Genomic DNA, 14,454 nt, shown 5'->3' with positions numbered 1-14,454 from the left:
GCCCGGTCCCATTCCGAACCCGGAAGCTAAGCCTGCCAGCGCCGATGGTACTGCACTCGACAGGGTGTGGGAGAGTAGGACACCGCCGGAACATACTTTCAAGGTAGGGGACCCATTCGTGGGTCCCCTACCTTCATTTCTGCCTACGGTGATATGGCCCGTAAGCTTGGTGTGAGTACGAATCCACCATTGTCGGCGGTTTGACCGTGTCGCCGTCGCGCTCCATTGATCCAGTCTGGTAACCGAGAGAGGGACCCGCCGTGCCGGAACAGAACAATGGCCGGAAACCGTTCCGGCGCAATTCTTCCGGACCCGACGCCGGCTTCCGTCGCGGCGAGGGCGCCGGTGACGGCAGGCGCTCGGGTGGCGATTCCGGCGGTACGGGAGACACCGGCCGTTCGAGTGGCCGGGGCGGTTTCCGCCGGGACGACAATCGCGGCGATGCCCGCCGGAGCAGCGAACCGGACGCCAGGGGCGCGGGACGTCCAGGGTCCGGCGGTAGCGGAGTCGGTGGTGACCGGCCCCGCGGCCCGCAGCGGGCCGATCGCACCGGCGGGGAGGAGCGGACCGGATCTCCAGGGCAGCGCGACCGCGGTGCCGACCGGGCGGGAGGCCGCTCGGGTTTCCGGGCGGAAGGGGCACGGTCGAACTGGGAGGACAGTCGTTCCCGCGGTCCGCGGCCGCAGTCGCGTCCGGACGGTGACAAGCGGGAGTATGGAACGCGTGAGCGCGGCGACTTCCGGTCACCGGGGCGCTCTTCTTTCGGCGACTTCGATCGAGGCCGCGACAATCGTGGCGCGGGGCGTGCAGACAGCCGTGGTGGTGCGGACGACCGCCGGTTCGGTGGGCGCCCGTCCGAGAAGTCCGCTCCCGGTGCCGATGAGCGTCGTTTCGGTGGACGGGGTGGGTCCGATCGGCCCGCCAGTGGTGCCGACGACCGTCGCTTCGGCGGGCCCGGTGGGTCGGACCGGCCGCAGCGTGGGAGCGATGAGCGGCGTTTCGGTGGGCGCGGTGCGTCCGACCGGCCGGAGCGTGGGAGCGACCGGCCACGCCGGGACCGGGTGGGACCGGCGGAGAGCAACAGCGGGTCGAACTTCTCCCGCGGTGGCGACGCCGGAGGCCCCCGGCGTCGGGGTGGCGAGGGTGGGGGCCGTGGGGCCGATCGTCGCCCACCGCGGCCCGACGAACCCGATCTGCCCGACGAGGTCCAGCCCGGTGATCTCGATCCGTCGATCCGGCGCGACCTGCTGAGCCTGGACAAGGGCAATGCGGAAACCGTTGCCCGGCATCTGGCGATGGCCGTGCAGGTTCTCGACGACGATCCGCAGCTCGCTGTGGCCCACGCGCGGGCCGCGCGGCAGCGGGCGGGACGGATCGCCGTCGTACGGGAGACCGCCGGCGTCGTCGCCTATCACGCCGGGGAATGGGCCGAGGCGCTGTCCGAGCTGCGTGCGGCGCGGCGGATGGCGGGCGGGTCCGGCCTCCTCGCGGTGATGGCGGACTGCGAACGCGGTCTCGGCCGGCCCGAACGCGCGATCGAGATCGGCCGCAGCGACGAGGGCCGGGCGCTGACCGGCGACGAGGCGATCGAACTGCGTATCGTGGTCGCGGGCGCGCGGATGGACCTCGGTCAGTACGACCAGGCCGTGGTGACCCTGCAGACCTCCGACCTCGACCCGTCCCGCACCGGTTCGGGTCCCGCCCGGCTGTTCTACGCCTACGCCGACGCACTGGTCGCGGCCGGTCGTACCGATGAGGGACAGACCTGGTTCTTCAACGCGGCCGCCGCGGACCTCGACGGCGAAACCGATGCCGAGGAGCGCGCGGCCGAGCTGACCGGCGAAGCCTGACCCGCGGCTGTCAGGGCCGCGTGACCGACCAGTTGAGCTCGGTCCGCAGATCGGCCGGGTCCATCTGCGGGTTCGGTTCGGTGAGATAGACCTCCCAGCGGTCGGCTCCTGGAACCAGGCCCTGTTCCATGATCCAGCCGTGCAGGCGATTCCAGGTGACGCCCAGCGCGTCGAACGCGCCGTAATGCACCACGCGGGCGACCTCGCCCGCCGGGAGCACACCGGGGACGACGTCCCCGTCGGGGCTGATCCGCCGGTCGACGGGGAAGCCCACCTCCAGTTCCGTGGCTTCCGCGGAAGCGTCCCCCCAGCAGGAGAGAGCCGGGCCGGTGATCACGGCCTTCTGCGCCGCGATGGCCGGTGGCAGGATGCCGAACGAGGTGTCGAAGAACGAGATCGTCTGCGCCGGCGCCACCCGGCCGCCCACCATGGCGGTGATCGTTTCGGCGATTTCGAGCAGTTCGGGTTCGGCTGTGCGGTCGGCAGTCACGGTTCTCCTCGATGAAGTCGTCGGTCGGCCGTTGCGGGTCGGCCTCTATCCGGTTCGGACGGGTCACGGCGCGAAAATTCATCGGCGTCCGCACAATGCCCGCAAACCGGGATTCGTGGGCAAATGGCGCGGCGAAGAAGAGTGGACCGGGCCCGGTGATCAGCGTCGCGCTATCCGCCGGCGCGGCTACCGGAACCCCCAACTATGTCTGCCACCCAGGCGCAAGTGCTATCCGGTAGTACCCGGGCGGTGCACCTCGACACCCGCACCCCGGCTTAGGACGTTGGTCGTCGGTCCATCGAGGTGGCTGTGTGGGCGGCGGGAAGCGGCTGGGTGTCCGGGGCGTCGGGGGCAGGACGTAGGGTCCGGGTGTGCGGGAAGCGAATGAGATGCCGTTGCGGGACAGGTACGAGGCGCTGCTGCTGGATCTGGACGGGACCCTCTACCGGGGAGCCGATGTGATCGAGGGCGCGCCCGAGGCGCTGGCCGGCGGGACCCAGCGATCGGTGTATGTCACCAATAACGCGAGCCGAGCGGCCGGAAGCGTGGCGGCCCACCTGGCCCAGCTGGGGTATCCGGCGACGGAGGCGGATGTGGTGACCAGCGCGCAGGCGGCGAGCCGGTTGCTCGCCGAGCGGCTGGCGCCCGGATCGGAGGTGCTGGTCGTGGGCTCCGACGATCTGGCGGCGGAGATCAAGACGGCCGGCCTGCAACCGGTGCGCCGGGCGACGGAGACGGTGGCGGCGGTCGTCCAGGGACATTCGCCGCAGACGGCCTGGCCGGACCTGGCCGAAGCGGCCTACGCGTTGCGGGCCGGCGCGGTGTGGGTGGCGGCCAATACCGACCGGACGCTGCCGAACGAGCGCGGACTCGCGCCGGGCAACGGCGCGATGGTCGCGGCACTGCGCGCCGCCACCGATCTGGAACCCGTGGTGGCCGGCAAGCCGTATCCGCCGCTGCTCGAAGACGCGCTGATCCGAGCCGATACGCGTGCGGCGCTGGTCGTGGGCGACCGGCTCGACACCGATATCTCCGGTGCGCAAGCCGTGGATTTGGATTCGCTGCTCGTACTGACCGGGGTCAGTACCGCCACCGAACTGACCGGCCTGCCGCAAGCGGAACTGCCCACCTACGTCGCCGACGGTCTGGATGCCCTGCGGCAGCCGCCGGTGCCGGGCCGCGTCGCCCCGGAGGATGTGCGCGCGCAACTGCGGGCGTACCCGGGCCGGGCGCTGACGGTGCGCGCGCCCCGTTCGGAAATCCGATAGCGTTGAGCCCACGATGACTACCCCGACTCCCCGCCCGAACACTCCCGGCACCGCCCGCTCCGGGGTGCCGCTGCCCGGTCGGCATCTGCCCGGGGCCGCCGGGCACGGTGAACCCGCAGACCCGGATCGCATTCGCGCCGAAGTCCGCGACCTGCTCGCCGAACTCGGGCCCGTGCCGAACACCGGAGGCGCGGCCGGGGACGATTCCGTCGGCGCCGACCTGGCCCGCCGTGCGCACATCCTGGACCAGGCACACGAAGTGCTGGTGCGGGCGCTGGCCACGGTGGACAAGATCTGAGGTGGCCAGGCGGGCGCGGGTGGACGCAGAACTGGTCCGTCGTGGTCTGGCGCGGTCACGGGAGCACGCGGTGGAGTTGATCGGCGCCGGACGGGTGCTGATCAACGGCACCGTCGCGGTGAAACCGGCGACCGCGGTGGAGACCGGTACTCCACTGGTGATCAAAGAACAGGTCGACGAGGTCGCCTGGGCCTCGCGTGGGGCGCATAAACTGCTGGGCGCGCTGGAGGCGTTCGACCCGCGGGGGCTGCGGGTCGCGGGCCGGCGCTGCCTCGACGCCGGGGCGTCGACCGGCGGTTTCACCGATGTGCTGCTCAGCCGGGACGCGCGCGAAGTGGTCGCGGTCGATGTGGGCTACGGCCAGCTGGTGTGGCGGCTGCGTACCGACGATCGGGTGCGCGTGCACGACCGGACCAATGTGCGGAGCCTGACCGCCGAGGATATCGGCGGGCCGGTGGAACTGGTGGTCGCCGATCTCTCGTTCATCGCGCTGACCCTGGTACTGCCCGCGCTGGCGGGCTGCGTGATGCCGGGCGCCGATCTGCTGCCGATGGTGAAACCGCAGTTCGAGGTCGGTAGGGACCGGGTCGGATCCGGCGGGGTGGTGCGGGATCCGCAGCTGCGGGCCGACTCGGTGCGTTCGGTCGCCGCCGCTGCCGCGGATCTGGGGTTGCAGACGCGCGGCGTGGTGGCCAGTCCGTTGCCCGGTCCGTCCGGCAATGTCGAATACTTTCTGTGGCTGCGCCGGGACGACTCGGCGAGCTACACCGCCGACGAGGTGGGGGAACTGGTGCGACGGGCAGTCGAGGAGGGGCCACAGTGAACACGGAGGCGTCCCGGCCGCGGGAGATCTTGCTGGTCTCGCATCCCGGACGGGCCGAGATCAGCGAGACGGCGCATCGGGTCGCGAAGATCTGCGCGGAGGCCGGAATCGGGTTGCGGGTGCTGGCGGACGAGGCCTACAGCACCCGATTCGACGCCGGTACCGAGCCGATCACCGACCCCTGCGGATATCCGGTGCAGGTGGTCGCTCACGAACCGGACGCGGCGCTGGGTTGTGAGATGGTGCTGGCGCTCGGCGGCGACGGCACGCTGCTGCGCGGTGCGGAACTGGCCCGGCAGGTGACGGTGCCGGTGCTGGGTATCAACCTGGGGCGGATCGGATTTCTCACCGAGGCCGAGGCGGAGAACCTGGACGAGGCGCTCGCCCAGGTCGTCCGGCGCGACTACCGCGTCGAAGAGCGGATGACACTGGACGTGAATATCCGGCTCGACGACGAGATCATCGAACGGGGCTGGGCGCTGAACGAGGCCAGTATCGAGAACGCGGCCCGGATGGGTGTTCTCGAGGTGGTGCTCGAAGTCGACGGGCGACCGGTCTCGTCCTACGGTTGTGACGGGATCCTTGTCGCGACCCCTACCGGATCGACGGCGTACGCTTTCTCCGCGGGCGGGCCGGTGGTGTGGCCGGAACTGGAAGCGCTACTGGTGATTCCGAGCAATGCGCACGCTCTGTTCGCTCGCCCCCTGGTCACCAGCCCGGATTCATTGATCGCGGTCGAATCCGTTGCCACCGGACACGATGCGATAGTTTTCCTGGATGGCAGGCGCACCCTCGCACTGCCGCGGGGCGGCCGGGTCGAAGCGGTCCGGGGTGCCGAGCCGGTGCGGTGGGTGCGGCTGGATTCCGCGCCGTTCGCGGATCGGATGGTGCGCAAGTTCGAGCTGCCGGTCACGGGTTGGCGGGGCCGGCGGCGAACGGAGGGCACACGTGCTGACAGAGATAAGAATTGACGGACTGGGCGTCATCTCGACGGCCACCGCGCAATTCCACGAAGGGCTGACTGTGCTCACCGGGGAAACCGGAGCGGGCAAGACGATGGTGGTCACCAGTCTGCACCTGCTGAGCGGTGCGCGCGCCGACGCCGGCCGGGTCCGGCTGGGCGCGAATCGCGCGGTGGTGGAGGGCCGGTTCACGCTCGACGAGGTGAACGAGTCCGCGCGTGCCGAAGCGGAGCGGGTGCTGGAATCGGCGGCGGCCGTTGCCGACGACGACGGTACGGTGATCGCGATTCGTACGGTCGGTAGCGACGGACGGTCCCGGGCGCATCTGGGCGGTCGTGGCGTACCGGCCTCGGTGCTGGCCGATTTCACCGCGCCGATGCTCACCGTGCACGGCCAGAACGACCAGTTGCGATTACAGCGTCCCGAACAGCAGTTGCACGCGCTGGACCAGTTCGCCGACGCGACGGTGGGGCCGCTGCTGCGGGACTACATCGAATACCGCCGTGCCTGGCTGGATGCCCGGACGACGCTGCTGGAACGCACCGCGCGCGGCCGGGAGATGGCGGCCGAGGCCGAACGGCTCACCCAGTCGCTGGCCGAAATCGACGCCGTCGCACCGGAGCCGGGAGAGGACGAGCGCCTGGTCGCGGAGATCCGGCGGCTCAGCGATCTGGATTCGCTGCGAGAGGCGGCGGCGACCGCGCACGAGGCGCTCGCCGGTCCGGCCGACAACCCCGGCGAAGGGGTCGGGGCACTGGACGCACTCGGCGTGGCCCGCTCCCGGGTGGAGGGCGCCGAGGATCCGGCACTGGCGGCGCTGTCGCCGCGGCTGGCGGAGGCGATCGCGGTGGTGGTGGATCTGACCACCGAACTGAGCGGCTACCTGTCGGGTCTGCCGTCGGACCCCGGCGCGCTGGAATCCATGCTGTCGCGGCAGGCGGAGTTGAAATCGCTGACCCGTAAATACGCACCCGATATCGACGGCGTGATCGCGTGGGCGGACGAGGCGCGGACCCGGCTGGATTCGCTGGATGTCTCGGAGGAGACCCTCGCGGCGCTCACCGTCGAGGTCGAGGCGGGTGCGGAACGGGTGCGGTCCGCGGCGGTGAAACTGTCGCAGGCGCGGACCGCCGCCGCGGGCGATCTGGCGGCGGCGGTGACCGAGGAGCTGAGCGGGCTCGCCATGGGCAAGGCGCGGCTGGAGGTCGAGGTGCGGCCGCTGCCGGCCGGTGCGCAGGATTCCGCGCCGCTGCTGATCGACGGCGCCGAACTACACGCGGGTCCGGCCGGGGTGGACGAGGTGGAGTTCCGGCTGGCCGCGCATTCCGGTGCGCAGTCGCTGCCGTTGAGCAAGAGCGCGTCCGGCGGTGAGCTGTCCCGGGTGATGCTGGCCCTGGAAGTGGTGCTGGCCGGTGCCGAGCATGGGGCCACGATGGTGTTCGACGAGGTGGACGCCGGTGTCGGTGGCCGGGCGGCGGTGGAGATCGGGCGGCGGCTGGCCCGGCTGGCACGTACCCATCAGGTCATCGTGGTGACGCATCTGGCGCAGGTGGCGGCATTCGCCGATACGCATCTGGTGGTCAACAAATCAGATGACGGCGAGGGCGCCGTGAATTCGGGGGTCCGGGCGCTGACCCAGGACGAACGGATCGTGGAGTTGGCCCGGATGCTGGCCGGGCTCGACGATACCGAGACCGGTCGTGCGCACGCCTGGGAGTTGCTGAACACCGCCCGCGCCGAGCGGATGGCGGCGTACTGACCGGTGGTCGGCCCGGTACGCGGTGCCGAGGGGTGCTGAGCACGCTTCGGCGGAATCCGGGGTCACCACCCGGTTCACCGGCTTCCGGGGACCCGGGTTCTCCGGCAGGCGGACCGGGTCACGGTGAGCCGCGGCAGTGGTCCGCTGCCGGCAGCAGATCAGGTCCCGGACGCGGATGCTCGTCCATCACGCGTTCGGTACCGGCGCCGGCGACCACAGCAACGATGTCGCACGCTGAAGCGACCGAAAAATCGGCCCGGCGGCGGCACTCACGCCAGGAGTACCGCTGCCGCGTCCGTCCGAAGCCGGTGACGAACCCGTCGTCGACGCCGGGGCGCTGATCGGTACCGGCTGCCGACCTGCCGGAGGGAGCCCGGCCGTCGGCCGAGCACCCCCCCCCGGAGAGCGGCCCCGGGGCGCGGCAGCGCGGGTCCGATCTGGGGTGCCGGCAGGTCAGCCGACGGCTTTGCGTGCGGCGGAGATGAACTGGTTGATCAAGCCTTTGAGGCCGACCTCGAGTACCTTGGCCGGAACGGGGAGGGTGGGGTCGGAGGTCATTGTGTAGGTGACCCGGGTGCCGTTGTCGGCGTCGGCGAAGGTGATGACGCCGGTATGGCTCTTCACCGGGGCGCCTTTGACGATCTTGTACTCCATCCGCTCGTTCGGCACCAGCGCGGTGATCTCCTCGACCACCCCGACCGGGCCGATACCGATCTTGTGCCGGGCGCCGACGCCTTCTCGTTCGGTGGTGCCGGGTGTGACGAGCGTGACGTTCACCGCAAGGAACGGATCGATGCTCTCGCGGTCGGCGAACAGCCGGTACACGGTCGCGCGCGGGGCGGCGATCACGGTATCGACGGTGGTGCTGGCCATGGAGACTCCTCTTCGTATAGCTGTCCCGGGCAGCTTACGGCGTACGGCAGCGGGTTGCCGTGCCGCGGCGAGGCCGCCCGGCGTGCCCGGTAACCGATCCATAGCCGTTGCGTATCGGATCGCGGCGTGTCTCCACCAATGGTTGAGGGTTTGCGGCGATCATCGCTGCATGAGGATGCTGGCGCTGCTGTCGAAGAATTCGGAGACGCTGCCCGGCCGGACCGGCACCGCCCGGGTCGACCGCGATACCCGGCGGCTGCTCGAACGCGTGGAACCCGGTGATATCGCGGTCCTCGACGAAATGGACCTGGACCAGATCATCGCCGACCGGCTGCTCGCGGCCGGGGTGGCAGCGGTGGTGAACACCTCGCCCTCGATCTCCGGGCGCTATCCCAACCCGGGACCCGAACTGCTGGTGGCCGGCGGCGTGCTGCTGCTGGATACGGTCACCTCCGACGCCTTCGGCCGGATCAAGGACGGCGCGAAGGTGCGGATCGAGAACGGTGTCGTCTACGCCGACCGGCTCACCCGCCGGGAACCCGAGGTGCTGGTCGAATGCCTCGAACTCGACGAAACCGCGGTGGCCGACCGGCTGTCGGAAGCGCGCAACGGTCTCGCCGGCCATCTCGAGGCCTTCGCCGGTGGCACTCTCGATTTCATCCGGACCGAATCGTCGCTGCTCATGGATGGTATCGGGGTGCCGGATCCGGATCTGGACCTGAACGGCCGGCAGGTGGTGGTGGTGGGTGACGGGCCCGGACATGCCGAGGACCTGAAGAAGCTCAAACCCTTCATCAAGGAGTACGCCCCGATCATGATCGGGGTGGGGCAGGGCGCGGAGACCGTCCGGCGCGCGGGCTACCGGCTGGATCTGATCGTCGCCAACCCCGAGTTGCTCCCCGCGAAAATTCTCACCGGCAGCGCGGAGCTGATCGTGCCGGCGGAATTGGACGGTTATGCCGAGGGGCTGGATCGGGTCAAGGAGCTGGGGATCGGCGCGATCACTTTCCCATGCTCCGGGACGCCCGCGGACCTGGCGCTGCTGCTCGCGCATCACCGCGGCGCCGCGCTCATCGTCACGGCGGGTGCGCCCGCCTCCCTGGAAGAATTCTTCGACCGGTGCCGCCGGGACAGCAACCCCGCGACATTCCTGACGCGTCTGAAGGTCGGGGGCGCGATCATGGACGCCACCGCGGTGGCCACGCTGTACCGGAGCCGGGTGCCGGGGACACTGATGGCGCTCCTGGTCCTGGCCGCGCTCGTCGTGCTGATCGTGGCGGTGCTGGCCGCGGGTCACGGGAGCGAGGTGCTCGCGCCGGTGCAGGACCTGCTGCACCGCGCCGATCTGTGGGTGCGGGAGACGCTGAGCCGGCCCGGATAGAGCTGGGCACCGCGCCCGGCGCCCGGAGGCGACGCAGTATCCGGGCGGCTCGCGCAATCACGCAGCATCGCGCGGAACGGGCGGTCCCACACCGCCTGTGCGCAGAAGTGTGAGAGAAGTGGCCGGTGGTGCCTCCCGGGGCGGGGGTGACCGGTATCTGCTCCCCGCCCCGACAGCGGCGCCGGGCGGATACGGCGATCGGATGGTTAACCGGGGGTGGCGGTCGATCGTCGCCCGGGTTTCGTGTTACCGTGAAGACCCGTGGGTCATACACGGATTCAGGCGCGGACAGCCACCAAGCATATTTTCGTCAGCGGTGGCGTGGCCTCCTCACTCGGTAAGGGTCTCACCGCCTCCAGCCTCGGTCAGTTGCTGACCGCGCGGGGGCTACGGGTCACCATGCAGAAACTCGACCCCTATTTGAACGTCGATCCCGGCACCATGAATCCGTTCCAGCACGGCGAGGTGTTCGTGACGGAGGACGGGGCCGAGACCGACCTCGACGTGGGGCACTACGAACGTTTCCTCGACCGGGACCTCTCTCGGGATGCCAACGTCACCACCGGCCAGGTGTACTCGTCGGTGATCGCCAAGGAACGGCGCGGCGAGTACCTCGGCGATACCGTGCAGGTCATCCCGCACATCACCGATGAGATCAAGGCGCGCATCCTGGCCATGCGCGGCCCGGACCTGCAGGGGCAGGAACCGGATGTGGTGATCACCGAGATCGGTGGCACGGTGGGCGATATCGAATCGCAGCCGTTCCTCGAGGCAGCCCGGCAGATACGCCACGATGTCGGCCGGGACAATGTCTTCTTCCTGCACGTGTCGCTGGTTCCGTATCTGGCCCCCTCGGGCGAGCTCAAGACCAAACCCACCCAGCACTCGGTGGCCGCGCTGCGCAGTATCGGTATCCAGCCCGACGCGCTGATCCTGCGCTGTGACCGCGAGGTACCGGCCGGTCTGAAGAACAAGATCGCGCTGATGTGCGACGTGGACGTCGACGCCTGTATCTCCACCCCCGATGCGCCGTCGATCTACGACATCCCCAAGGTGCTGCACCGGGAGGCCCTGGACGCCTACGTCGTACGCACACTCGGACTGCCGTTCCGGGACGTGGACTGGACGATCTGGGGTGATCTCCTCGACCGTGTCCATGCACCGCGGGAGACGGTGGAGGTCGCGCTGGTCGGCAAGTACGTGGATCTGCCCGACGCCTATCTGTCGGTGACCGAGGCGCTGCGGGCCGGTGGTTTCGCACACCGGGCCAAGGTGAAACTGCGCTGGGTCCGGTCCGACGATTGCGAGACCCCGGCCGGCGCGCAGGCCGCCCTGCGCGATGTGGACGCGGTCCTCATCCCCGGTGGATTCGGGATCCGGGGGATCGAAGGCAAGGTCGGCGCCATCCACTACGCCCGTACCCGGGGGCTGCCGCTGCTCGGGCTGTGCCTGGGCCTGCAGTGCATGGTCATCGAGGCCGCGCGGTCGGTGGGCCTCACCGACGCCAACTCCGCCGAGTTCGAACCGGAGACCGAGCACCCGGTGATCTCCACCATGGCCGACCAGGAACAGGCCGTGGCCGGCGAGGCCGATCTGGGCGGCACCATGCGGCTCGGCGCCTATCCGGCGGTCCTGGAGAAGGGATCGGTGGTGGCCCGGGCCTATCACGCCACCGAGGTCTCCGAACGGCACCGGCACCGCTACGAGGTGAACAACGCCTACCGCGACAAGATCGCCGCCAGCGGGTTGCGGTTCAGCGGCACCTCCCCGGACGGGCATCTGGTGGAGTTCGTCGAACTGCCCGCCGATATCCACCCCTTCTTCGTCGGCACCCAGGCCCATCCGGAGCTGAAGAGCCGGCCGACCCGGCCGCATCCGCTGTTCGCCGAACTGATCGCCGCCGCGCTGCGGTACAAATTGGCCGAACGGCTGCCGGTCGATATTCCCGGTGAAGAAGAGCTGGCCGGTACCTCCGAGCGGGTGTCGTGACTTCCGCGAACCCGGCGCCCGGCAGTCACGCCTTCGTGACGGTCGACAGCCGGGTCGTGTACTCGGGGGCGATCCTGGCGCTGCGGGTGGACCGGGTGGAGATGCCGGACGGGCGGGTCGTGGAACGCGAGGTCGTCGAACACCACGGTGCGGTCGCCGTGGTCGCGCTCGACGACGACGGCCGGGTGGTACTGATCCGCCAGTACCGTCATCCGCTCGGCGAGCGGCTGCTCGAACTCCCGGCGGGCCTGATCGATATTCAAGGCGAGGATCCGCTGGAAGCCGCCCGCCGTGAACTCGCCGAGGAAACCGGGCTGGCCGCCCGGGACTGGTCGGTGCTGGTCGATGTCGCGCTGTCGCCGGGTTTCACCGACGAAGCGCTGCGGGTGTATCTGGCGCGCGGGCTCAGCGACACCGAACGACCGGCGCCCGAACACGAGGAAGCCGACCTGGAGTTGGTGCGGATGCCGGTCGCCGAGGCGGTCCGCGCGGCGCTGGCCGGGACGATCGTGAACGCCACCGCCGTCGCCGGTCTGCTGGCGTTGAGCGCGGCCGACGCCGCCGGCCTGCCACTGCGGCCGGCCGACGCGCCGTGGCCGGGCCGGTCGGACGCACTGCTGCGCCGCCAGGCCGCGCAGCGGGACACGGACTGACCGGGGGCCGGCGGTGCGGGAGGTCGATATCTTCCTGGACCATCTGGCCGTGGAACGGGGTGCCGCGCGCAGCACCCTCTCCGCGTACCGCCGGGACCTGTCCCGGTATCGGGAGTTCTTGAGCGAACGTGGTCGCGCCGACCTGGCCTCCGTCGCGGAACGCGATATCACCGAGTTCGCAGTCGCCTTGCGGGCCGGTGGCGCGCAGCATCCCCCGCTGGCACCGGGCTCGGTGGCGCGGGCATTGATCGCGGTGCGGGGATTGCACCGGTTCGCCGCTGCCGAAGGGCTGACCAGCGCCGATGTCGCGCATGCTGTCAAACCACCGATGGTGGGCCAGCGGCTGCCCAAAGCGCTCCCGGTGGATCAGGTGTTGCGGCTGCTGGACGCGGCGGATGCGGGCGCCGGGACCGGGGGCGAAGCCGCGGCGCGCGGATTGCGTGACCGGGCGCTGCTGGAACTGCTCTACTCGACCGGCGCGCGGATCTCCGAGACCGTTGGACTCGATATCGACGACCTCGATATCGACAACCGGGCTGTCGTCCTGCGCGGTAAGGGCGGTAAACAGCGGATCGTGCCCATCGGCCGCCCCGCGCTGGCCGCGGTGGACGCCTACCTGGTGCGCGGCCGGCTCGCTCTCGCGGCCCGCGCCCGCCGGCATACACCCGGCGCGGCGGCCGCGGTGTTCCTGAATGTGCGCGGCGGCCGGCTGTCCCGGCAGAGTGCCTGGCAGGTGCTCCAGCGTGCCGCCGAGCACGCTGGGATCACCGCCGCGGTGTCCCCGCACACCCTCCGGCATTCCTTCGCCACTCATCTGCTCGACGGCGGCGCCGATGTGCGGGTCGTCCAGGAACTACTGGGCCACGCGTCGGTGACCACCACCCAGATCTACACATTGGTCACGGTGGGGACGCTGCGCGAGGTCTGGGCGACGGCCCACCCGCGCGCGCGGTGAGTAGGTGTGTTCTCGGCGCAACGCCGCAGGCCGCGCAGTGAACACCAACACGCCGCGGATACACGCGGCGCTCGAGTGGGGTCAACCGGTAGCGTCTAGGACTAGCCGGACCGTGGCGAAAGCGAGACCGTGCCTTGATCGGCCTCGTTACGCTCTACGAGGTGACGGACGGGTAGGAACGTATAAGGAGCAGCGGATCGTGACGACAGCCGGATCGGCGGACTCGCCCAAGGGCGCCGAGAGCGACGATCGCGCCGCGTCTGTGTGGGGCGCGGGCCCCGAACCCGTTTCTGCCGACGCTGCGCTCGGGCCGACGGGTCGGCCCCTGCGCGCGGTCCCGGATCCGCCCGCGCCGTCGCACGAGGGCAACGCGCTCATCGTGGCGATGTGCAATCAGAAAGGCGGAGTGGGTAAGACCACCTCGACCATCAATCTGGGTGCGGCGCTGGCCGAATACGGCCGCCGGGTACTGCTGGTGGATCTCGATCCGCAGGGCGCGCTGTCGGCGGGTCTGGGTGTGGCACATCACGATCTCGATCTGACCGTGCACAATTTGCTCATCGGCGCGCCGGTGAGCGTCGACGACGTGCTCATGCAGACCAAGGTGGAGAATCTGGATCTGCTCCCCAGCAATATCGACCTGTCGGCGGCCGAGATCCAGTTGGTGAACGAGGTCGGCCGCGAGCAGTCGCTGGGTCGTGCGCTGGAACCGATCCGCGACCGCTACGACTACATCCTCATCGATTGCCAGCCGTCGCTCGGTCTGCTCACCGTGAACGCGCTCGCCTGCTCCGACGGGGTGATCATCCCGATGGAATGTGAGTACTTCTCGCTGCGCGGGCTGGCCCTGCTCAACGACACCGTGGAGAAGGTCCGCGATCGGCTGAATCCGCGACTGAGCCTGTACGGCATCGTGGTGACCATGTTCGACGCCCGGTTGCTGCATTCCCGCCAGGTGATGGCGCGGGTGGTGGAGGTGTTCGGCGAACTGGTCTACGACACCGCGATCGCGCGGACGGTCCGGTTCCCGGATGCCAGCGTCGCCGGTGAACCGATCACCACATGGGCGCCGAAATCCAGTGGTGCCGAGGCGTATCGGGCGATGGCACGGGAAGTCATCCACCGGTCCGGTCGGTGAGCGGGCCGTCCCGGC

Annotated in this window: 12 protein-coding genes, 1 rRNA gene and 1 pseudogene; 12 read left to right on the top strand and 2 right to left on the bottom strand. The window is 70.0% G+C overall.

Going from position 1 to position 14,454, the window contains the following annotated elements:
- Both rrf and AB0H42_RS17075 read left to right on the top strand, forming a co-directional pair.
- Positions 1-91, top strand: a 5S ribosomal RNA gene (rrf, locus tag AB0H42_RS17080); the annotation flags it as partial.
- Positions 92-923: 832 nt separating this feature from the next.
- Positions 924-1,850 (top strand): annotated as a pseudogene (locus tag AB0H42_RS17075) (hypothetical protein); the annotation flags it as partial.
- A gap of 10 nt (positions 1,851-1,860) precedes the next feature.
- Here the strand turns inward: AB0H42_RS17075 and AB0H42_RS17070 are convergent.
- Positions 1,861-2,340, bottom strand: coding sequence for a GyrI-like domain-containing protein (locus AB0H42_RS17070; protein WP_357056477.1), 480 nt, complete (start codon positions 2,338-2,340; stop codon positions 1,861-1,863).
- Positions 2,341-2,729: 389 nt separating this feature from the next.
- Between AB0H42_RS17070 and AB0H42_RS17065 the strand changes: the two genes are divergently transcribed.
- From AB0H42_RS17065 to recN, 5 genes are read left to right on the top strand one after another with little or no spacing between them, the layout of a single operon-like run.
- Positions 2,730-3,608 carry an HAD-IIA family hydrolase gene (locus AB0H42_RS17065; RefSeq protein ID WP_357056522.1) on the top strand — a complete coding sequence of 293 codons (879 nt, stop codon included), beginning with the start codon at positions 2,730-2,732 and terminating at the stop codon, positions 3,606-3,608.
- Positions 3,609-3,621: 13 nt separating this feature from the next.
- Complete coding sequence (locus AB0H42_RS17060; protein ID WP_357056474.1) at positions 3,622-3,906, top strand: hypothetical protein; 285 nt, start codon at positions 3,622-3,624, stop codon at positions 3,904-3,906.
- A 1-nt stretch (position 3,907) separates the two neighbouring features.
- Positions 3,908-4,729, top strand: a complete 822-nt coding sequence (locus AB0H42_RS17055; protein ID WP_357056471.1) for a TlyA family RNA methyltransferase — start codon at positions 3,908-3,910, stop codon at positions 4,727-4,729.
- Positions 4,726-5,700, top strand: coding sequence for an NAD kinase (locus tag AB0H42_RS17050; protein ID WP_063130731.1), 975 nt, complete (start codon positions 4,726-4,728; stop codon positions 5,698-5,700). The genes AB0H42_RS17055 and AB0H42_RS17050 overlap by 4 nt, the downstream gene beginning before the upstream one ends.
- A complete protein-coding gene (gene recN, locus AB0H42_RS17045; protein ID WP_357056468.1) occupies positions 5,678-7,450 on the top strand; it encodes a DNA repair protein RecN in 1,773 nt (590 codons plus the stop codon). The genes AB0H42_RS17050 and recN overlap by 23 nt, the downstream gene beginning before the upstream one ends.
- A 453-nt stretch (positions 7,451-7,903) precedes the next feature.
- Here recN and AB0H42_RS17040 read toward each other — a convergent pair whose 3' ends face one another.
- Complete coding sequence (locus AB0H42_RS17040) at positions 7,904-8,323, bottom strand: SRPBCC family protein (protein WP_357056466.1); 420 nt, start codon at positions 8,321-8,323, stop codon at positions 7,904-7,906.
- A gap of 169 nt (positions 8,324-8,492) precedes the next feature.
- Between AB0H42_RS17040 and steA the strand changes: the two genes are divergently transcribed.
- The 5 genes from steA (at position 8,493) to AB0H42_RS17015 (ending at position 14,439) form a co-directional block, all read left to right on the top strand.
- Complete coding sequence (gene steA, locus AB0H42_RS17035; RefSeq protein WP_357056463.1) at positions 8,493-9,704, top strand: putative cytokinetic ring protein SteA; 1,212 nt, start codon at positions 8,493-8,495, stop codon at positions 9,702-9,704.
- A gap of 261 nt (positions 9,705-9,965) precedes the next feature.
- A complete protein-coding gene (locus AB0H42_RS17030) occupies positions 9,966-11,693 on the top strand; it encodes a CTP synthase (protein WP_357056460.1) in 1,728 nt (575 codons plus the stop codon).
- Entirely contained in the window at positions 11,690-12,346 is a 657-nt protein-coding gene (locus tag AB0H42_RS17025; protein WP_357056457.1) for an NUDIX hydrolase, read from the top strand. The genes AB0H42_RS17030 and AB0H42_RS17025 overlap by 4 nt, the downstream gene beginning before the upstream one ends.
- A 13-nt stretch (positions 12,347-12,359) precedes the next feature.
- Positions 12,360-13,301 (top strand): site-specific tyrosine recombinase XerD, encoded by a 942-nt coding sequence (xerD, locus tag AB0H42_RS17020; RefSeq protein WP_357056454.1) that lies wholly within the window; start codon positions 12,360-12,362, stop codon positions 13,299-13,301.
- A gap of 262 nt (positions 13,302-13,563) precedes the next feature.
- Entirely contained in the window at positions 13,564-14,439 is an 876-nt protein-coding gene (locus AB0H42_RS17015; RefSeq protein ID WP_357056519.1) for a ParA family protein, read from the top strand.
- Positions 14,440-14,454: the final 15 nt, after the last annotated feature.

The organism is Nocardia sp. NPDC050799 (assembly GCF_040654015.1).
Taxonomy (GTDB): domain Bacteria; phylum Actinomycetota; class Actinomycetes; order Mycobacteriales; family Mycobacteriaceae; genus Nocardia.
The sequence above is the reverse complement of the archived record's forward strand: the minus strand, read 5'-3'. Positions and strand labels throughout refer to the sequence as shown.

What these genes read in the sequence shown, in the direction of transcription:
- AB0H42_RS17065 (WP_357056522.1), top strand. Translation starts at nt 2,730, where the DNA reads ATGCCGTTGCGGGACAGGTACGAGGCGCTGCTGCTGGATCTGGACGGG.
- AB0H42_RS17060 (WP_357056474.1), top strand. Translation starts at nt 3,622, where the DNA reads ATGACTACCCCGACTCCCCGCCCGAACACTCCCGGCACCGCCCGCTCC.
- AB0H42_RS17040 (WP_357056466.1), bottom strand. Translation starts at nt 8,323, where the DNA reads ATGGCCAGCACCACCGTCGATACCGTGATCGCCGCCCCGCGCGCGACC.
- steA (WP_357056463.1), top strand. Translation starts at nt 8,493, where the DNA reads ATGAGGATGCTGGCGCTGCTGTCGAAGAATTCGGAGACGCTGCCCGGC.